We start from the raw sequence: 18,002 nt of genomic DNA, 5'->3' as shown, positions 1-18,002 counted from the left end.
GCCGGCGCCGAGGCGCTGATCACCGACGGCGCCCTGTGGAACTCGGGCTACTTCCTGTTCCGCGCCGACCTGATGCTGGCCGAGCTGGAGGCGTTCGTCCCCGAGGTGCTGGCGGCCGCGCGCGCGGCCCTGGAGGCGGCGGTGACCGACCTCGACTTCGTGCGCCTCGACGCGGCGGCCTTCGCCCAGGCGCCCAAGATCTCGATCGACTACGCGGTGATGGAGCGGACCGCCCGGGCCGGCGTGCTGCCGGTGTCGTTCGCGTGGTCGGATGTCGGCACCTGGGACGCGGTCTGGCAGGTGCTGGACCACGACGAGGCCGGCAACGCCGTGCGCGGCCGGGTGTCGCTGATCGGGACCAAGAACAGCCTCGTGCACAGCCAGGGCGAGGGCCTGACGGCGGTGGTGGGCCTGGAGGACGTCGTGGTGGTCTCAACCCCCGACGCGGTGCTGGTGGCCTCCAAGGTGCATTCGGGCAAGGTGAAGGAGCTGGTCGGCGCCCTGCGGGCGCAGGGCGCCCCGGAGGCGGACGCGCACCTGCGGATGTATCGGCCCTGGGGCTGGTACCAGCGCATCGACCTCGGCGAGCGCTTCCAGGTGAAGCGGATCCAGGTGGTGCCGGGCGGGCGGCTGTCGCTGCAGAAGCACTACCACCGGGCGGAGCACTGGGTGGTGGTGCGCGGCACCGCCGAGGTCACGATCGACGAGCGGGTGGTGCTTGTCCACGAGAACGAGGCGGTCTACCTGCCGATCGGCTCGATGCACCGGCTGGCCAACCCCGGCAAGATCCCCCTGGAGCTGATCGAGGTCCAGGTCGGCTCCTACACCGGCGAGGACGACATCATCCGCGTCGAGGACATCTACGGGCGTTGATCATTGAGAATTGCAGAGGCAACCCCTCAACTTAATCGATGGCTCAGTTTGACCAAATAATTTCTGTTAAGGAATATAAGTTGCAAACTGTGCGGCGAATTCATTCTGCCGAAGCGAGCGGAATCGGTTCAGAAACGGGCGACCGCGCTTATATGTTCGAGAGACAGGCTCCGATTGCCGCAAGCGACGCCATCTGACCGGTAGCCGAAGCCTTCGCGCTGACAAGTCTCAGTTGGGTCGCGCGCAGGTTCGGGCCACGATGCAGTTCGTGTTTAGAAAGCAGTCGTCGAAAGCGCCTGGATGCTCAGGCAGGGGAACTGCCACGCTGCTTCGGGAGCCGATCAACCTATGATGATAGCCTGCGCCTCTTCTACTGAAATATGACGTTGGAAAATCCAACTACCTGGCCGATCCTCGTCAGGGCGTGCGCTCCATCCTCCACCGAGCGCCTGTAGAAGAAATTGGATCGGCTGATCTGTAGCAAATTCGACAGCAAGGCCGTGTTCCTCAAATACGACCGCCTCGTAGCCCCATTCCAGTGACATCAAAAGGCGATCGCGCGTAGGGCCCATAGGAAACGACCCCTTCAGCGCCTCTCGGGCCGCCCGAACTCTATCAATTTTGATGACTTTTGCGCTGTGCTCCATCGGTTGCCGCTCCAGCTGATACGTGGGCATGAACATGGCTTAAGTCGATTGCACTTGTCGACACGTCATTTAGAGGGTGCAGCCACGACGTAATCCATCGAGGTGGATCATAGAGATGAGTTTCTATTCACGTGAGCCAGTCATGTCAACAAATTAATATTATGTTTTGCGCCTGAAATTTCTATTGGACGTTGCTGCTGCCGAGTTTGAGTTAAATCCTTATCGGTCGGTCGAATTGTATTGCCTCCATTGGTCAGATTTTTAGAGGACAAAATTATAAAATGCGTTTTTCGATGTTGTTGCGAAATATTATGAAACCAAACTATATACTTGATACGCAATAAGAGCGCCAACTGAGCGGAACTGAGTAACGTGATTTTGGTATTTTTTTGTAGCGGCTGCGTGATCGTTACGGTTGAAGATCTTGCCGCAGCCCGACCCAGGCCTCCTTTATCATCGAGATGCGCTGCGCGGACAGTGCCGCGTCGGCCTCCGCGACCTGATGGAGGAGGGCTTTCAGGGCTTCGGCTCCCCCGAGTGCCGCGACCGCCTCGCCTTGCCGCCGCATGGCGGAGCGGTGCGCCCGCATTGCCGGTCCCGCCTTCGGCCCGGCTTCGATCGCTTCGAGCGTGGCGATCAGGGCGGCAGCGAATGGAGCGACGTCTCGCCAGCACGCGGCGTCAAGTGCCGGTTCGGGCTGGTGAGACCGCTCCGGGGGCGGCGCGGAGAAGCTGGTAGTCAGCGGGCGCTTCATGACGAACCTCCAAGGGCACGGTATAGGGAGCTATTGGCGAACACGGAGCTGTACGGGAAGCGCATGGCCGAAAGGCGGAAGGCCACCGGGTCCAGCGAGGATAGCCTGTCGCGCCACATCCTCCCCAATGCCGGCACGATGGTCGGCGTCTGCACCACGCTGATCGGCCTCGTGAAGATCGCCGAGGGCTGGATCGGGCCGAGCCACGTCGACGAGGCCGCTGCCCTGACGGCGATCCTGTTCCTGGTCAGTGCGATCGCGTCCTACCTGTCGATCCGCCTGAACGACGGCGGCGATCTCTCGGTCACCCTGGAACGCTGCGCCGACATCTGCTTCGTCATCGGGCTGATCGGCCTGACGCTGATCTCGGTCCTGTTCGCCTACGAGACGATCTGACGGCGCGTGGCGCGGAGCCGGTCGGGCAGGGCCTCGCGGTCGGTCAACGCCGCCGCCAGGACCGCGAACAGGCCGAGATGCAGGCCGAGCGCCGCCAGCCCGGGATCGCGCAAGGACCACAAGCCGGCCGCCCCGAGCACCATGAGCGGCGGTCCGGCCACGTAGATGGCGCTCCGCCACCCGGCGGGCCGGCCGAGACGCCAGAAGCAGCCGGCCAGCGCCACCAGGGCGAAGCCGCCCTTAAGCAGCGCCATGAAGCGGATCACCCGCACGAGGTCGGGATCGACGGGCGCCGCGGGGACTTGCGCGGCCGCGACGAAGGCCAGCGGAAGCGCGAGGGTCGTCAGCGCGACGAGCAGCAGGCGCGCCCGTGGGGCGCCGCGCGTCGCGGGCCCGGCTGCAGCCGGGATCGTCATCGCCTGAACCCGCATCGGCTTCCTCCTGCGCGCGCCGCGATCGGGGGCGAGTCTAGGCTCTCCGGAGGCTCCGGTCACCTCGTGGGGGAGGGCTGCGGCCGGGCCGCGCCGTCGCAGGCCGGGTCCGAGGACGGCGCGTGCGGCTCAGCAGCCGCGGAACAGCGCGACGCCGAAGGCGGTGAATTTCAGCGGCAGGTGGCAGTGGCGGTCGGGGTCGTCGAGCCGGAACCGGATCGCGGCCTCCTCCAGGAACCCCTCCCCCGCGGCCCCGACGAAGTCGCTGATGTCGAACACGACCTCGTAGAGGCCGGCGGCGAGCCGCGTCCGCACGACCGGATGGTCGAGGGTCCCGTCCGCCCCGAGGCGGCCTTCGGCGAGCACCCGCCGCTTCGCCCCGGCCCGCAGGACGCGCACGCGCATCCCCTCGGCCGGTCGGCCCGTGGCGGCGTCGACGGCGTGGAGCGACAGGCCGGTCACGGGGCCTGGCCCTCCCAGACCATCCGCCAGGGATGGGCCGACTCGTAGGCCGCCGCCATCGCCACCAGGGTCTCGTCGCGGCCCCAGGGCGCGACGAGCTGGAACCCGATCGGAAGCCTGGCGCCCGAGGGGCGGCAGGGGATTGAGATCCCCGGGCAGCCCGCGGCGTTGACGAAGCCCGTGAAGGTCGCCGAGCCGCGGGGGCCCACCGGCACCCCGGCGATGCGCGGCGGATGGGTGTCCTCGGCCCGCCAGGGCAGCGCCGCCGCCGCAGGAGTCATCAGCAGGTCGTGGTCGGCGAACAGGGCGGCGAGGTCCCGGCGCAGCGCGAGGGTCATCCGCTGCACGTCGAACAGGTCGGCCGCCGACAGGGTCGCCCCGGCCTCCGCCAGGGCGCGGATGTCGGGACCCAGATCGCCGAGCCGGCAGGGATGCGCGCGCATCAGCCACGCGATGCCTGCCTGGCCGAGGACCGGCCACGCCTCCGTGATGGCCGTCGCCGCGTCGAAGCGGCCGGTCTCGACCCGGTGGCCGAGGCCGGCGAGGCGCCCGGCCGCCTCGGCGACGCTATCGGCAATCTCCGGATCGACCGGGGCCGTCCCGAAGGCCGGGACGTGCAGGATCCGCAGCGGGCGCTCCGGCATGACGGCGCTCCCGAACGGGCCGAAGCCGTGCGGCGCGACGGAACCGGGGTCGGCCGCGCCGAGGACCCGCATCGCCGCCGCGAGGTCCTCGACGGTGCGCGCGATCGGCCCGACCACCTCGAGGTCGAGCATGATCGGCGGCAGCCCCCCTGTCCGCGGCACCCGGCCGGCCGTCGGCTTCAGGCCGACGAGGCCGGTATGCGAGGCGGGCCGGCGGATCGAGCCGCCCGCGTCGGTTCCGACCGCCAGGGGCCCGATTCCGGCCGCCACCGCCGCCACGGCGCCGCCGCTGGAGCCTCCCGGCGTCAGTGCCGGATCCCACGGGTTCCGGGTGACCCCGTGGACCGGGTTGCCGGTGTAGCCCTGGACGGTCAGCTCCGGGACGTTGGTCTTGCCCAGGATCACCGCCCCGGCCGCGCGCAGGCGCGCCACCGGCGTCTCGTCACGGTCGAGCGCGCGCGCTTCCCCCTCCCCCGCGTAGAGCCGGCTGCCCCAGCCGGTCGCGAACCCGGCGACGTTCAGGCTGTCCTTGACGGTCAGCGGCACGCCGTCGAGGGGCCCGAGCGGTCGTCCCGCCCGCCAGCGCGCCGCGCTCGCCGCGGCGGCGCGCTCCGCGCCCTCGGGATCGACGGCGACGAGGGCGTTGAGCGCGGGGTTCACGGTCTCGGCCCGCTCCAGGCAGGCGCGGGCGGCCGTGACCGGGCTCGCAGTCCCGGCGGCGTAGCGGAGGCCGAGGGCGGCAGCCGAGAGGGTCCAGAGCGGGCCGTCCGCGTCGATCCGGGTCATGACTCCTCCTCGCGATGGGCGATCCAGCGGGCGAGGGGCCCGGCGAGGCCCGTGGCCGGCTTCGCGGGCGGCCGGGCGAAGCGGCCGGCCCGCGGCGGCCGCGTCCCGAGCCGCACCAGCGCCTGCGCCTGGCCGAGGGCGGCCGCCAGCGGGTCGACGAGCGGCACCGGCACCGCGTCACGCAGGACCGTGGCGAGGCCGGCGAGCGGCGCCCCGGCCAGGATCACGACGTCGGCCCCCTCCCCCACCGCCCGCTCGGCCAGGGCCAGGATCTCGGGCCGCAACTCGTCCTGCACGTCCGTCACGGCCTGGAACGGCCGGTGCACCGCGTGGAGGCCGGCGCAGCGCGCCGACAGCCCGGCCAGGGCCACCGCGTCCTCGTACCAGGGCAGAAGGGCGGGCGCGAAGGTGACGACCGCGAACCGCGCCCCGAGCTGGCAGGCGGTCAGCATCGCGGCCTCGGCCATGCCGACCACCGGCAGGTCGAACAGCTCCCGCGCGGCGACCAGCCCGGGATCGCCGTAGGCGGCGATCACCGCGGCGTCGTGGCCGGCGTGGTGGGCGGCGAGCGTCTCCAGCACCGCCGCACCGGCTAGCTGCGCCTCGGCCCGGCTGGCGATGTAGGGCAGACCCGTCCTGGCGGTGAGCGCGGTGATCCGCGCGTCGGGGGCGAGCGCCGCCTCGGCGGCCCGCGCCATGCGCGCGGTCATCGCCGCCGAGGTGTTGGGATTGAGGAGTAGGATGCGCATGCGAGGGCTCCGGGCGCGTCAGCCCGCCAACCGGCGGGACAGGCCGGCGGCCCGCTCCATCACGGCGGCGAGCACCACGGTCACGAGGATCAGCAGGCTGGAGGCCGCCGCCACCGTGACGTCGAGGCGGCCCTCCAGGTCCTGCCACATGCGGATCGGCAGCATGTCGGTGGCGGCGTCGCGCAGGAACAGCGAGACCGGAACGTTGTCGAAGCTCGCCATGAAGGCAATGAAGCCCCCCGCCAGGATCCCGGGCCGGATCAGCGGCAAGGTCACCCGGCGGAACGTGTAGAGCCGCGAGGCGCCGAGCGAGGTCGAGCTCTCGAGGAGCACCGGGTCCATCTGCGAAAGGGCTGCCACGGTGGTGCGGACCACGTAGGGCACGCAGACCACGGTATGGCCCAGCACGAGGGTCACCGGCGAGACCGGGATGCCGGCGAGGCTGAACAGCATCAGGGCGGCGAGCCCGAAGGCCAGGGCCGGCAGGACCAGCGGCGACAGGAACAGGCTGTCGAGGAGCCGCGCGGAGAGCCGCCGCGACCGCGCGATGGCGAGCGCCGCCGCGGTGCCCAGCCCCACCGACAGCAGGGTCGTCCAGCCCGCCACCACGAGGCTGTTCCAGGCGGCGGCCCGGAGCTGCTCGGCTTCCGCGAGCGCCGCGTACCAGCGCAGGGAGTAGCCCGGCGGCGGGAAGCGCAGGGAGAAGCCGCTGGTGAACGACACCGCCACGACGATCACGGTCGGCGCCGCCAGCATGACGAGGCAGAGACCGGCCAGCAGCAGCACCGCGCCGTGGAAGCTGAACCAGTCGAGATCGCGCCGAAGGCTCGTCCGCATGGTGACCTCCCGGTGGCCTCAGGCGCTCGCGCGGCCGCCCGACAGGCGGCCCGCGAGGTTGAGGAGCGTGACGCAGGCGAGCACCGCCACGAGGAAGACGATCGCGATCGCCGCCGCGAACGGCCAATTGTTGAGCGAGGAGGCCTGCTGGTACAGGTACATAGGCATGAACAGCATCTGCCCGCCGCCGATCAGCGACTGGGTGATGAAGGCGGTGATCGCCGCCGCGAAAGTCAGCAGGCAGCCCGCCACGATGCCGGGCAGGCAGAGCGGCAGCGTCACCCGGAGGAAGGTGCGCCACGCCCCCGCCCCGAGCGCCGCCGAGGCGTCGGCGAGATTCGGGTCGATCCGCGACAGGGCGGTGACCAGCGGCAGGACCATCAGCGGCAGCTGCACCTGCGCCAGCGCCAGGACGAGGCCGCCCTCGGTGTAGAGCAGCTTCAGGGGCGCGTCGGTGAGGCCGAGGCCGAGGAGCGCGGCGTTGACGATGCCCTGGCGTCCCAGGATCACGATCCACGCGAAGGTCCGCACCACCACGCTCGTGAGCAGCGGCAGCAGCACGATCAGGGTCAGCAGGCCGCGCAGCCGGCCGGGCGCCCAGGTCAGGATTAGCGCCAGCGGCAGGCCGAGCAGGAGGGTCAGCGCCGTGACCTCGACGCCGAGCCACAGGGTCGCGCCGAGCACCCGCAGCGAGAACGGGTCGAGCAGGAACCGGGCGTACTGGTCGAGGCCGAACCGGGTCATGGCCGGATCGGCGTAGAAGCTCACGAGCAGCAGCAGCGCCAGCGGCGCCAGGAAGAAGACGAGGAAGAACGCTCCGAGCGGCAGCGCGAGGCGGATGTCGTAGGCCGCCGTCCAGGCGCGGCCCGGGCGCAGGGGCGCCGCGACCGAGCCCGCCGTAATGGCCGAGCTGGCGCTCACACCCGGATCTCGCGGTTGAAGCGCTCGATCCAGGCCGGCCGGCCGCGGTTGATCGCGGCCCAGTCCTGGAACACCGACTTGCGCTTCAGCTCGTCCGCGTCCCTGGCCAGGACCTTCGCGACCTCGCCCTCGATCGCGACCTTCCGGTTGGTCGGCACGATCAGGTAGGGGCTCTGCATCAGCTTGGCCTGCACCTCCGGCGACAGCGCGGCCTCGATCAGCTTGTAGGCCAGCTCCTTCGACGGCGTGTTCTTGACGATGTGGATCGTCGTCTTGAAGGCGATGATGCCTTCCTTCGGTGCGGCGAACTCCACCGGCACGCCCCGGGCCTTCAGGATCTGGATCGCGTTGAAATTGCCCGGCCCGATGTCGACCTGCTCCTGCTGGTAGAGAGCCGCCAGGGCGCCCGGGTTGGCCGCGACGGCGGCGAGGTTCGGCTTGAGCGCCTCCAACGCCTTGAACCCCGGCTCGACGTCGGTCTCCGAGCCGCCGTGCATCCGGGCGATCTCCACGAGGAAGCCGGTGCCCAGCGTCGAGTTCAGGTTGGTGATGCCGACCCGACCCTTGAACTCGGGCTTCCACAGGTCGGCCCAGGAGGTCGGCGGCGTCTTCACCTTCTCGGGGTTGTAGGTCAGGCCGACGATCTGGAAGAACGGCGCCGGGCCCATCGGCTCCTGCGCGTCGGCGATCAGGTCGCCGTAATGGGCCGACTGGGCCACCGGGTAGGGCTCGACGAGGTCCTGGGCGATGGCCGTGAGGGCGGGGCCCGGATCGTGCAGCATCACGTCGATCGGCGGGTTGGCGCGGGCCGCCTGGACCTTGGCGATCTGGTCGACCGAGAGCATCGGGTCGAGGATGACGTCGCCGCCCGAGCTCTTGCGGAAGGCCGGCACCAGCACGGCCCGGTGTGCCTCCTCCCAGCTGCCCGTGAAGGTGGCGAAGACGAGCTTGCGCGCCTGCGCGCGGGACAGGCCCGGGAAGGCCTGCGCGGCGCCGAGGGTCAGGGCGCCGGCGAGGAGGCTGCGGCGGTGCAGGGGCATGGTCGGTTCTCCAGGCTCGGTTTCGGGCGGCTCGGCCTCAGTGTCGGGGATCGGGGAAGACGCCGACCCGCTCGGGTGCTGTCGGGCGCAGGCGCACGCGGGTGCCGGGCGGCCGCGGCCGGGCGCCCGCCGCGCGCGGCTCGGCCGTCTTCAGGCGGGCGCCGCCGTCGAGGCGGATCTCGTGGACCAGGGTGGCGCCGAGCGGCAGGCCGACCTCGACCACGCCGTCGAGCCCGTCCCCTGCCCTGCCTTCCGCCCCGTCCTCCGCGAAGGCGACGTGCTCGGGCCGCAGGCAGGCGGCGACCCGGGTCCCGTCCGGCAGCGACGTGACGGCCGGGAGCAGGCCGCCCGCCTCCAGGGCTACCGCGCGGGCACCGCCCGGCTCCGTCGCGAGCCGCCCGTGCAGGACGTTGGCCGTGCCCACGAAGGTGTTGACGAACAGCGTCTCGGGGCGGTCGTAGACGTCGGTCGGGGGGGCGAACTGCTCCAGGCGGCCGGCGTTGAGCACGGCGACTCGGTCGGCCATCGACAGGGCCTCCTCCTGGTCGTGCGTGACGATCAGCGTGGTGGTGCCGGCGCTGCGCTGGATGCGCTTGATCTCGATCTGCATGTCGAGGCGCAGGTTCTTGTCGAGAGCCGCGAACGGCTCGTCGAGGAGCAGGATCGAGGGGCGCACGGCGAGCGCCCGCGCCAGCGCCACCCGCTGCTGCTGACCGCCCGACATCTCCCGCGGGTAGCGCCCGGCGAGGTGCTCCAACCGCACGAGCGCCAGCATCTCGGCCACCCGCGCCCTCTGCTCGGCCCGTCCGACGCCCCGGGCCGCGAGGCCGTAGGCGACGTTGTCGGCGACGCTCATGTGGGGGAACAGGGCGTAGTTCTGGAACACGATGCCGACGGTGCGCCGGTTCGGCGGCAGGTGGTCGACCGCCTGACCGCCGATGATGACGCGCCCCTCCGTGGGCTTCAGGAAGCCTGCGACCGCCCGCAGCAGGGTGGTCTTGCCGCAGCCCGAGGGTCCGAGCAGCGCGACGAGTTCCCCGCCCCTGATGTCGAGGGTCACGGTGTCGACGGCGAGGGCCGACCCGTAGCGCTGGGTGATCCCGTCGAGGATCAGGGTGGTTCCGGCTCCGGCGCTCACGGGCGGCCCTCCCCGCTCGCCGCGAAGGCGCGGCCGTGCGCGGCGAGGTGCGCGGTCGGGCAGCCGGCGAGGTCCAGTCCCTTCCACAGGGTGACAGTCACCGAATCGATCACCGGCACGCCGAGTTCGGCCTCCAGGGCTGGGGCGAGCGTGGCGCCCGCGAGGTTCGTGCAGACGATCGCCACCGCGTCGACGCCCTCGGACGCTACCGCGCGAACCATGCCGGCGATGGCCTCCGGACCGGCTTCCGCGAAGGCGAAGTTCTCCGACAGGCCGAGATGGCGCTCGGCGTCGCAGTCGAGACCGTCCGCGCCCCAGTTGGCCTGGATCCGGCGCTGCACGTCGCCGGTATAGGGTGTGACGAGGCCGATCCGCCGGAAACCCCGGGCCTGGAACAGGTCGCGGAAGGCGAGCGCGGCGGTGGAGGCCGGGCATCCGGTCCGGTCGGTGATCGCGGCGCTCAGGCGCTCGTCCGCGTCGAAGCCGAGCCACGCGCCGGAGGTGCCGTTCCACAGGATCGCGGCGACCCGGGCATCGGCGAGCAGGTCGGCCGCCGCCAGGATCGGCTCGGGGTCGAACTGGTCCAGGGCCGCCGGCGACAGGCCGATCTCCGTCACGCGGAAGCGGGCGAAATGGGCGCTCACGCCCGCGAACCCGGCCAGCAGATGGGCAGTCGCCGGCTCGAGGACGCTGTTCGACGAGGGCGTCAGCATGCCCAGACGCGTCGTGCGGTTCGGTCGTTCCATCGCATCCACCCCCGATGCACCGAACATCCGACAGGGCCGGGCGGGCGACAAGGCATTTTCTGCATGCTGCATGCAATTTGCGCAAATGCATGATAAGACAGCGCAAGAGGCCGAAAAATGGATCACCGATCGGGCGGTCGGATGCGCTAGGCTGGCGCGGTGGAACGGGAGGATCGATGGACGTGGTCGCACGCCGCCGGGGCCGGCCCCGCAAGGCCCTGGTCGTCCCGGCCGCGCAGGTGCCGCGGATCGGGCTGCACGAGCAGGCGGCGGCCCGGCTCAAGGACATGATCGTGCGCGGCGCGCTGTCGGCCGGCGCGACCCTGGTGGAGACGGACCTCTCCGCGGCGCTCGGGATCTCCCGGACCCCACTGCGGGAGGCCCTCAAACTCCTGGCCGCGGAGGGGTTGGTCGAGCTGCACCAGAACCGCAGTGCGCGCGTCCCGGACTGGACGCCGGAGGAGATCCTCGAACTGTTCGAGGCGCTCGCCGGGATCGAGCGGCTGACCGCGGAACTCGCGGCGCCGCGGATCTCGGAAGCCCTGATGGACGCGCTGCGCGCCATGCAGGCGCGGCTCGACCGGATGCACCGGGACCACGCGCTCGACGCCTATTTCGCCCTGAACCAGGAGATCCACCGGACGATCGTCGAGGCCGCCCGGAACCGCCCGCTGACGGAGGCCCACGCGGCACTCCAGGCCCGGGCCCAGTGGGCGCGCCTGCGTGCGCTCTCCAGCGGCAGCCGCTGGGAGGAATCGGCGCGCGAGCACCGGGACCTGTTCGAGGCTCTCGCCGCGCGGGACGCCGCCGCGGCCGGATGCGTTGCCCATCGCCACGTGCTGCGGACCGGCGTGGTGATTGCCGAGACGCTCCAGGCGCGGCGCGCGAACCGCGCGGCCCGGTAACGAAGCGTTAACCCTGCCGCCGCATCGGTGGGTCACCAGCCGGACGCTGGCCTTCCACGCCCATCCGATCCGCCCCTCAACACGGGTGGGCGTGGAAGCCTCGGCCGCCGCCCGTCAGGCGTCGCCGAACGCGACCCCGAGCTCGGTCTCCTGGCGCCACGTGACCCGTGCCGGCCGCCGCTGGCCGCCGACCCCGTAGGCCAGCACGAAGGCGTCGGGCACGCCGATCACGCTGACCACCTTCAGGCGGGCGCCCCCGTCCGACATGTTGCGGATCGTGCAATCGATCACGCCGCCGCCGGCGAGTTCGATATGGCCTTCGAGCAGGGTCCGTCTGCGGGGCGCGGCGCGTCTGTCGTCCATCCTCGTTACCCTATGGTTGCGGGCCGGATCCCTCCGGATCCGCGCGCGCTCCGCCGACCGGGGGCACGGATGGTCGATCCCCGTCCGCCTCCTCGTCCCGACGCGACGACGTCGGGCCTTCTCAGGTCCGCCCGCCATCGCGCCCAGGAGACCATGGAGTTCGTGTCGATTCCGTCAAAGCGCTCCGGGACAGCGCGGCGGCGCGCCGGTCAGGAGACCCGCACCAGCTGCAGGGCGCCCCGCGGCGGCGGCGGCGGCGGCGCGACGCTGCGGGTCTGGTTGCGGCCGCCGTTCTTGGCCTCGTACAGGGCGCCGTCCGCCAAGCGGTACGGGTCCGGCAGCGGCGCGCTCCGGTCGGCGCCCGGCCGGACGGCCGCGAGCCCAATGCTCACCGTCACGGCGCCGGCCCCGATCCCGGCCGACGGGACGGTCAGCTTGGCCACCTCGGCATGGACCGTGTCGGCGACGCGCAGGGCACCGGCCTCGTCCGTCTCGGGAAGGAGCAGGGTGAACTCCTCGCCGCCGATGCGGCTGACGAGATCCTGGGGGCGGTGCACGCTCACCGCGAGGCAGCGGGCGAGGCCCTGCAGGATCGCGTCGCCCACCGGGTGCCCGTAGCGGTCGTTGAAGCGCTTGAAATGGTCCGCGTCGACGATGAGCAACGACAGGGGGTGACCGTCGCGCCGGGCGGCGTCCAGGTTCCGCCGGAGGGCGTCCTCGAAGCAGCGGCGGTTCGGCAACCCGGTCAGGGTGTCGGTGCGCGACAGCGCCGCCATCTCGGCCCGCAGCGCCTCGCGGCGGCGCAGCTCCCGCCCGAACAGGAGCGACAGCGCGATCGTGAGGCCGCACAGCGCCAGCACGATGCCGCCGATGATCGTCGCCTTCGCGGCCCATTCCGCCTCCACGTCCCGGGTGGACAGGGCGACGTTCAGGATCAGCGGCAGGGTTCCGATCCGCGTGAACGTGTAGTTCCGCTCGACGCCGTCGCGCACGGATGTGCTGACGAAGTTGCCGCGCCCCTCGCGTAGGAACCGTTTGAAGATCGCGGTCTGCCCGATATTCGCCCCTAGATCGGCCTCCACGTAGGGGTAGCGCATCAGGCGGGTGCCGTCGGTCAGGTACAGGTTGATGGCCCCGCCCGGGCCGAGATCGATCTCGCTGAACAGGTGCGCGAAGTAGGACAGCTTCACGGTGCCCAGGACCACGCCGCCGAAGCTGCCGTCGGGCCGGTCGATGCGGCGGCTGAACGGAAGCATCCGCTCTCCGTTCAGCCGCGACACGATCGGGCGCCCGACATGGAGGCCGAGCCCGGTGCTCGCCCGATGGACCTGGAAGTACTCGCGATCCGCGTAGTTGCCCGGGCGCGGCGGCACGGCCGCGATGTCGCCGACGGCATCGCCCCGCTCGTCCAGGATCAGCATCACGCCCATGTCGCGGGCGGTCGCGGCGCGGTCGAACAGGACGAGCTGGCGCAGGCGCGGGTCGGCCTCGGTGAGGCCCGGCACCTTCAGGTTGTCGACCGCCGCGTGGATCGAGAGATCGTACATCTCGATGTTGCGCGCGATGTCACGCTCGAGGACCTGCAGGAGATTCCAGGAGGTCTGCTCCGCGCTGGTCCAGGCGTCGCGGCGCAGGTCGGCCAGCATGAGACCGGACGTCACGACCATGCCCAGCGGGGCCAGGATCCCGAGGACGATCCAGGTGCGGGCCGAGCCGAGCCACGGGGCGACGCGTCGCCAGACGTTCATCTGCCCCCCGCGGACGGTGCTTCGTTGCCGCGCTCTGGCACGCCGAGCCTTAATCGCGGCTTTCGCAACTGTCGGGCCGGTCTTACATCGCGGCGGCTTTGTCCACGATCCGGGAGACCTCGTTGATTGCGCCGCGCGGCCTTCCGAGTTCGCGCCGGCGGGACGTGCGGCGGGACGTGCGGCGGGACGTGCGGCGTGACGCGCCAGCTGACGCCCGCCGCCTCGGTGATCGTCACGGGCGCGTCGTGGATTTCGGCGATCGTCGCCGCGAGGCTCAGGCCGTGGCCGGCGGTCCGGCGCGCCGCATCCCGCGGTCGACGCGGCGGAAGACCTCGCTGCGCTCCCCCGGCGTCATCCCGGCGCTGACGCTGCGCGGCGTGCCGTTCTCGATCTCGGCGGCGACCGATTTCAGTGCGCTCTTCGGCATCGCGATCTTGAACGACGTCGTGCTCGCGAGCTATCCGCGCCCTGGAGGTGTCCGGCTCCGGCGTTCGGAGGCGGCGACCCGCGCCGCCGCGCTACGCCTGCAGCCGGTGATGATGACGGCGCTGACGGCGGCGCTCGGCTTCCTGCCGATGGCGCTCGCGACCAGCGCCGGCGCGGAGGTGCAGCGGCCGCTCGCCATCGTAATCATCCGTTGCTTGATCGCCGCGACCCTGCTCACCCTGGTGCCGCTGCCGGCGGTCGATCGCGCGGTCGCCGGCCTGCGCCTGCCGTTCGGCGTCTATATCTCCGGGACGCCTGCCCCGGGGCCGGCTACAAGATCTGCACCCAGGTGGAGACGTTGCCGTCGACCGCGAACGCCTTCCTGTGGGAAGCCGGACATCTCGACCGCCTCGGCGGCTTTACCGGCATGAGCGTCGAATCCGCGGCCATCGTCCGGGCCACCGTGATGTCGCGGCCCGGCGCCGTGGCTAACATGGTGGCCGGCAATCTCTGGCGTGCCCTCGGCGCGCACGCGCCCGACACCGACGTGTCCTCAGAATTCCCGCCCTACTCGGCGATCTTCGAGGTCATCGCGTTAAAGTTCGGTCCGCAAGCGCTCGCCGCGTTCCAAGCGAGCGCCCAGATGCGCGACGTGGTTCCCCACCGGCTGATCAGGACGGCCGACACCGTTCTCATCGCGCTGGCCTGGGTCCTGGCGGCCGCGACCTGCATGGTCGCTCTCGTCCGAGGCGAGCGGGCGCTCGCTGCGCTGCGCTGCCGCTGTTCTTCGCGGCCTGCGTGCTGGGCGACGCCCTGGTCTGCCCGGCACTGTCCGGCGTGTTCGATCGCTACCAGGCGCGTGTGATCTGGCTGCTGCCCATGGCGACCCTGCTGTGCCTCGTCTGCCTGCGCGACGGCTCTCGGCAGCGGCTCGGTGGTGCCTGACCGCGCTGCGTCACCGGCGAGAGCGACAGGTATCCACAATCGGTATGTGGATACGCAATTCTGTGCTGATGTCCGGACGATCCGCAGGGGACTATGCTGGTCTGACACGGAGCGGGAGTCCGGCATGTTGGACGGCGACGCCTTTGCCCACGAGATCGCGGCGCTCCTGATCGCCGACATCAAGACCTCCGGCGCACGCACGTGCGGCGAGCTCGAGGAGGCCTGCCGGATCTCCCTCGAGAGCCTGCTCGGCGGCACCGCGGTGCCACCGCAGATCGCCGTGCTGATGCCGATCGGCCTGGAGCGATGGCCGCGGGTGGTCGTGAAGGGGCGACCCCTGCCGGACGTGTAGGCCGGCGCGGACCGCCCTCTCAGCGGCCGATGACTCCGGTGCCCCCGGTCGGGCCGATGGCGTTCGGCCCGGTATTCGGGGCGGGCGTCGCGGCTTGATTCCGCTGAATTTCCATCCGAAGCGTGTTGCTCTGGGTCGTTTGCTCCTGACGCAGGGCGCGCATCTGGCCGCTGGTTTCCATGGATCGGTTGGCGGCGTTGGGGTTGTTCTGCTGCACCTGGGCCAGGGCAGGCGTCGCGCCGATCGCGACCAGACCGAGGCTCGCGGCGGTGAGCGTGGCGATATGGAGGCGCATGGAATAGCTCTCGCGCTGAGGGATTCTGCGGTGTTGACCCGCCGAGGGCCCACCAAGTTCCATCCTGGCCGTGGTCGAGCCAGCGTACCTCCCGCGCCACGGGAGGGTTAGTCGAACCCTTCAGGCCGCCGACGGCCTTCACGCCTTGTTAACGCATTGAGTCGAGGCTGGCGGTAGCGATGGACGGGGACGTTGAGAGGGGCGTGATGCGGGCCTTGTCGGCAGAGGATGAACAGGCTGTCGATCGGCTGATGCTCCAGCTTCTTCACGACGCCTATTGCGACCTCGCGGCGGTTCTGCGCGGCGCCCAACCCCAGGCGGCCGCGGCGATCCTCGGCGTCATGGAGCAGCGCGTGACCGACGTCTTGACTCGGATCTGCCGGCAGGGTTCGGAAGGGGCGGCCTCGGTCGAGATCGCCGTTGCCGTCGGCGAGCGGATCGGCGAGATCATGGATCAGGCGCACGGGCTGGACGTGGCTGGCGCGCGGGCTGCCTGATTTGAAGAGATTACCGAATTAGGCGCTACAAGCAAGTTTAACGTTTCGCGCATAGTCGATCAGCGCCGATCTGGCGAATGATCTTCTAAGTAAATATCAGGATTTCTGGGTTGAGGTATTTTAAAATCAAGTTTTAATATTCGGGCGCGATCCTTCATTGGTGGCCTCGATTTTTCCCTCCGGACATGCGTGGTTGCAATCAGTGCGCACAGTCACTGAGGCGCGGTAGCCCTAGGCAGCGAGCCGAAGCATGCCAAGAGTGTTTCCCGATCCCGTCGCGACACTCCTCGGGACTCAAGAAAATATGGCATGCGTGCGCTGGCGTCATGAAGCTCAGCGAGAATGGATGTTGCTTCGGCATCAGAGAGGCCAAATTCTGCATAGGCCGCGAATGCTGTGATCGGATTGCACTCTCGGCTGAAACCGGGAGCTGGGGCGCAGACGTGCTTGGTGCCCGAAGGATGAGGTACGATATCGAAGACCGGTGACAGCCTCCAGCCAGCTCCATCATTGATGAATGCGTGGTTGCGCAAATGATCATCGGTGTTCCGGAGATAGGCGTTAACCAGAAGCCTTCGGAACATCTCGCGTTCCGGCTCGGGCACGCCGATCCTGTGCGCGGCTGTCGCGATGTCCAAATAGGTCCTGGTTGTTGCATAGCCATACGCAGGTTCGCCCAGCAAAGTGCCGGCGCTGAGGTAAGACAAACAAGCTCCTTCCGAGGATCGGTCGAAACGCGATACCAGGAGGACGGGCCTGCCTTTGACGACACGAAGTTCGCGCTCGGGCACGCGAAGTCCTGCAGCCTCAGCAAAATCTAGACACGCCGCTTCAGCCCCCGGATGATCGAACCTGTCATCCCACGCGGCAAATTTGGCGATCCATTCTTTATCGGAACTCTGGATGCGCGCCTTGGGCCGAGCTCCTCCGATATCCGAGCTGTGCACGAGTAGCTGCGCAAGTTGGTGTGTCGAGGCTTCGCCTCCCTCGTAGGTCTCTGCTGAAATGAGCACCTCTTCGAGGTCGACCTCGCCATGAGCTAGCTCAAGTACCGCTTCCGTCCGGGGTGTCCACGTCTCGGGAGCCTCCGGCGTCGAGCCGAAGGCCAGATCGCCGGTGCGCGACAGCCCGCCCAGAGCCAGAAATTCCGGCATCCCTAGTTCCAGTTCCGGGAATGCCTGAGTCAGGATTCCTTTGCCCCAGCCATCGGGGCCTGCATCGTGAAAGGCCAGATGAACTCCGCCCTGAGGCGCAGGCCGCCACTTGTTTCCGAGCGGAAGCCCAACGGGGTCGATCGGCCTACGTCCCTCAGCAGCTCGATAGTCGGAGCTGTAAGCAAACCGACCGATGCGCCGTGAGGAGCTACCTTCAAAGACCATGAGACCGATAGGCACATAGCCTCTGCGCTCTGATCGAAAGACGTGTAGTTCCTCAATGCGATTGTACTTTGAAATCCTCCACATGTCCGCTCACAATGACCCCGTGACGATCCAGCATGACATCCGCTCTGTCGCTGATGCGATCACGCTGGCAGGTGCCGCTGAATTGATCCGTGCGGATCGGCGAGATCAGCGCAGGTGGCGGAGTTTCGCTGGCGACAACCAACCATCCACCCTCGAGGCGATCATGCGATGTGAAGCGCACGCCTGCAACAAGTAGAAGGCTGCCAGGCCTCCGTTAACGATCGCGACAGGAAGGGCTTCCTTGAGATCCCTTTACCGCATCTGCGGCCTTCTCAAAGGCGTCGATCCACGCCAAGTTTGTTCCCGGCAGACCGCCCGCACAGGCCGCGCCGCTCTTTAGCAGAGGGCGGCCGGCACCGGTGTTAGCAGCACCGAGCGCCGGCCTGACCACGATCCGTATCGTCGAAGGATACCGACCATGGCTGAGATCTTCCCTACCGGCGTTGTCGCGCCGGCGAAACTGGCCCGATGCATGAAATCCGGGCAGTCCCACCACCCCGTCCCGGCAACCCGCCTGATCGCCTGAAGGCGCGCTGGCACGCGATAGCGCCGTGCCTCAGCGTCCCCTCGCCTTCCCGCAATCC

Annotated in this window: 22 protein-coding genes; 7 read left to right on the top strand and 15 right to left on the bottom strand. The window is 69.7% G+C overall.

From position 1 onward, the window contains the following. The coding region (locus BLW78_RS27510) for a mannose-1-phosphate guanylyltransferase/mannose-6-phosphate isomerase (RefSeq protein ID WP_091683296.1) at window positions 1-873 on the top strand (873 nt) is incomplete at its 5' end. Window positions 874-1,214: 341 nt separating this feature from the next. Here BLW78_RS27510 and BLW78_RS31115 read toward each other — a convergent pair. Both BLW78_RS31115 and BLW78_RS27505 read right to left on the bottom strand, forming a co-directional pair. After that, complete coding sequence (locus BLW78_RS31115; protein ID WP_139307762.1) at window positions 1,215-1,556, bottom strand: hypothetical protein; 342 nt, start codon at window positions 1,554-1,556, stop codon at window positions 1,215-1,217. A 373-nt stretch (window positions 1,557-1,929) separates the two neighbouring features. Continuing rightward, window positions 1,930-2,274, bottom strand: a complete 345-nt coding sequence (locus BLW78_RS27505; RefSeq protein WP_091683295.1) for a hypothetical protein — start codon at window positions 2,272-2,274, stop codon at window positions 1,930-1,932. Window positions 2,275-2,337: 63 nt separating this feature from the next. On the opposite strand from BLW78_RS27505, the gene BLW78_RS27500 reads away from it, so the two are divergent. Then, entirely contained in the window at window positions 2,338-2,670 is a 333-nt protein-coding gene (locus BLW78_RS27500) for a hypothetical protein (RefSeq protein ID WP_091683299.1), read from the top strand. Here BLW78_RS27500 and BLW78_RS27495 read toward each other — a convergent pair. The 9 genes from BLW78_RS27495 to BLW78_RS27455 all read right to left on the bottom strand — a co-directional run bounded on the left by BLW78_RS27495 (window position 2,655) and on the right by BLW78_RS27455 (window position 10,424). Then, window positions 2,655-3,101, bottom strand: coding sequence for a hypothetical protein (locus BLW78_RS27495; protein WP_091683294.1), 447 nt, complete (start codon window positions 3,099-3,101; stop codon window positions 2,655-2,657). The genes BLW78_RS27500 and BLW78_RS27495 overlap by 16 nt on opposite strands. 129 nt (window positions 3,102-3,230) lie before the next feature. Further along, complete coding sequence (locus BLW78_RS27490; protein ID WP_091683293.1) at window positions 3,231-3,563, bottom strand: hydroxyisourate hydrolase; 333 nt, start codon at window positions 3,561-3,563, stop codon at window positions 3,231-3,233. Beyond that, window positions 3,560-4,993 carry an amidase gene (locus tag BLW78_RS27485; protein ID WP_091683292.1) on the bottom strand — a complete coding sequence of 478 codons (1,434 nt, stop codon included), beginning with the start codon at window positions 4,991-4,993 and terminating at the stop codon, window positions 3,560-3,562. The genes BLW78_RS27490 and BLW78_RS27485 overlap by 4 nt, the downstream gene beginning before the upstream one ends. Next, entirely contained in the window at window positions 4,990-5,742 is a 753-nt protein-coding gene (locus tag BLW78_RS27480) for an aspartate/glutamate racemase family protein (RefSeq protein ID WP_091683291.1), read from the bottom strand. The genes BLW78_RS27485 and BLW78_RS27480 overlap by 4 nt, the downstream gene beginning before the upstream one ends. An 18-nt stretch (window positions 5,743-5,760) precedes the next feature. Then, the gene (locus tag BLW78_RS27475; RefSeq protein ID WP_091683290.1) at window positions 5,761-6,579 is read right to left on the bottom strand and encodes an ABC transporter permease; all 819 of its coding nucleotides are present in this window, start codon (window positions 6,577-6,579) and stop codon (window positions 5,761-5,763) included. An 18-nt stretch (window positions 6,580-6,597) separates the two neighbouring features. Beyond that, window positions 6,598-7,455 carry an ABC transporter permease gene (locus BLW78_RS27470; RefSeq protein WP_170855264.1) on the bottom strand — a complete coding sequence of 286 codons (858 nt, stop codon included), beginning with the start codon at window positions 7,453-7,455 and terminating at the stop codon, window positions 6,598-6,600. A 41-nt stretch (window positions 7,456-7,496) separates the two neighbouring features. After that, on the bottom strand, window positions 7,497-8,540 hold the full coding sequence (locus BLW78_RS27465; RefSeq protein WP_091683288.1) for an ABC transporter substrate-binding protein: 1,044 nt from the start codon (window positions 8,538-8,540) through the stop codon (window positions 7,497-7,499). Window positions 8,541-8,577: 37 nt separating this feature from the next. Further along, the gene (locus tag BLW78_RS27460) at window positions 8,578-9,678 is read right to left on the bottom strand and encodes an ABC transporter ATP-binding protein (RefSeq protein ID WP_091683287.1); all 1,101 of its coding nucleotides are present in this window, start codon (window positions 9,676-9,678) and stop codon (window positions 8,578-8,580) included. After that, window positions 9,675-10,424 carry a maleate cis-trans isomerase family protein gene (locus BLW78_RS27455; protein WP_244527079.1) on the bottom strand — a complete coding sequence of 250 codons (750 nt, stop codon included), beginning with the start codon at window positions 10,422-10,424 and terminating at the stop codon, window positions 9,675-9,677. Before BLW78_RS27455 ends, BLW78_RS27460 begins: the two co-directional genes overlap by 4 nt. A gap of 176 nt (window positions 10,425-10,600) precedes the next feature. Here BLW78_RS27455 and BLW78_RS27450 point away from each other — a divergent pair, with 176 nt between their 5' ends. Beyond that, window positions 10,601-11,329 (top strand): GntR family transcriptional regulator, encoded by a 729-nt coding sequence (locus BLW78_RS27450; protein ID WP_091683285.1) that lies wholly within the window; start codon window positions 10,601-10,603, stop codon window positions 11,327-11,329. A gap of 114 nt (window positions 11,330-11,443) precedes the next feature. Here the strand turns inward: BLW78_RS27450 and BLW78_RS27445 are convergent, their stop codons facing one another. Together BLW78_RS27445 and BLW78_RS27440 are read right to left on the bottom strand one after the other, a co-directional pair. Next, window positions 11,444-11,692 (bottom strand): PilZ domain-containing protein, encoded by a 249-nt coding sequence (locus tag BLW78_RS27445; protein ID WP_020094697.1) that lies wholly within the window; start codon window positions 11,690-11,692, stop codon window positions 11,444-11,446. Window positions 11,693-11,901: 209 nt separating this feature from the next. Continuing rightward, entirely contained in the window at window positions 11,902-13,440 is a 1,539-nt protein-coding gene (locus tag BLW78_RS27440; RefSeq protein WP_091683284.1) for a GGDEF domain-containing protein, read from the bottom strand. A 122-nt stretch (window positions 13,441-13,562) separates the two neighbouring features. Between BLW78_RS27440 and BLW78_RS32195 the strand changes: the two genes are divergently transcribed. The 3 genes from BLW78_RS32195 to BLW78_RS27425 all read left to right on the top strand — a co-directional run bounded on the left by BLW78_RS32195 (window position 13,563) and on the right by BLW78_RS27425 (window position 15,163). Beyond that, complete coding sequence (locus BLW78_RS32195) at window positions 13,563-14,297, top strand: efflux RND transporter permease subunit (RefSeq protein WP_348272472.1); 735 nt, start codon at window positions 13,563-13,565, stop codon at window positions 14,295-14,297. Then, window positions 14,294-14,731 (top strand): hypothetical protein, encoded by a 438-nt coding sequence (locus BLW78_RS27430; RefSeq protein ID WP_091683282.1) that lies wholly within the window; start codon window positions 14,294-14,296, stop codon window positions 14,729-14,731. Before BLW78_RS32195 ends, BLW78_RS27430 begins: the two co-directional genes overlap by 4 nt. 204 nt (window positions 14,732-14,935) lie before the next feature. After that, window positions 14,936-15,163, top strand: coding sequence for a hypothetical protein (locus tag BLW78_RS27425; RefSeq protein ID WP_091683281.1), 228 nt, complete (start codon window positions 14,936-14,938; stop codon window positions 15,161-15,163). 19 nt (window positions 15,164-15,182) lie between these two features. On the opposite strand, the gene BLW78_RS27420 is transcribed toward BLW78_RS27425, so the two are convergent. Beyond that, the gene (locus tag BLW78_RS27420; protein WP_091683280.1) at window positions 15,183-15,458 is read right to left on the bottom strand and encodes a hypothetical protein; all 276 of its coding nucleotides are present in this window, start codon (window positions 15,456-15,458) and stop codon (window positions 15,183-15,185) included. Window positions 15,459-15,664: 206 nt separating this feature from the next. On the opposite strand from BLW78_RS27420, the gene BLW78_RS27415 reads away from it, so the two are divergent. Beyond that, window positions 15,665-15,955 carry a hypothetical protein gene (locus tag BLW78_RS27415; RefSeq protein ID WP_091683298.1) on the top strand — a complete coding sequence of 97 codons (291 nt, stop codon included), beginning with the start codon at window positions 15,665-15,667 and terminating at the stop codon, window positions 15,953-15,955. A gap of 212 nt (window positions 15,956-16,167) precedes the next feature. Here BLW78_RS27415 and BLW78_RS27410 read toward each other — a convergent pair whose 3' ends face one another. Further along, a complete protein-coding gene (locus tag BLW78_RS27410) occupies window positions 16,168-17,109 on the bottom strand; it encodes a HipA domain-containing protein (RefSeq protein WP_244527078.1) in 942 nt (313 codons plus the stop codon). Between the last annotated feature and the right edge of the window lie 893 nt (window positions 17,110-18,002).

This window comes from Methylobacterium sp. 275MFSha3.1 (assembly GCF_900108435.1).
Taxonomy (GTDB): domain Bacteria; phylum Pseudomonadota; class Alphaproteobacteria; order Rhizobiales; family Beijerinckiaceae; genus Methylobacterium.
This window is presented reverse-complemented; position numbering and strand designations above follow the sequence as displayed.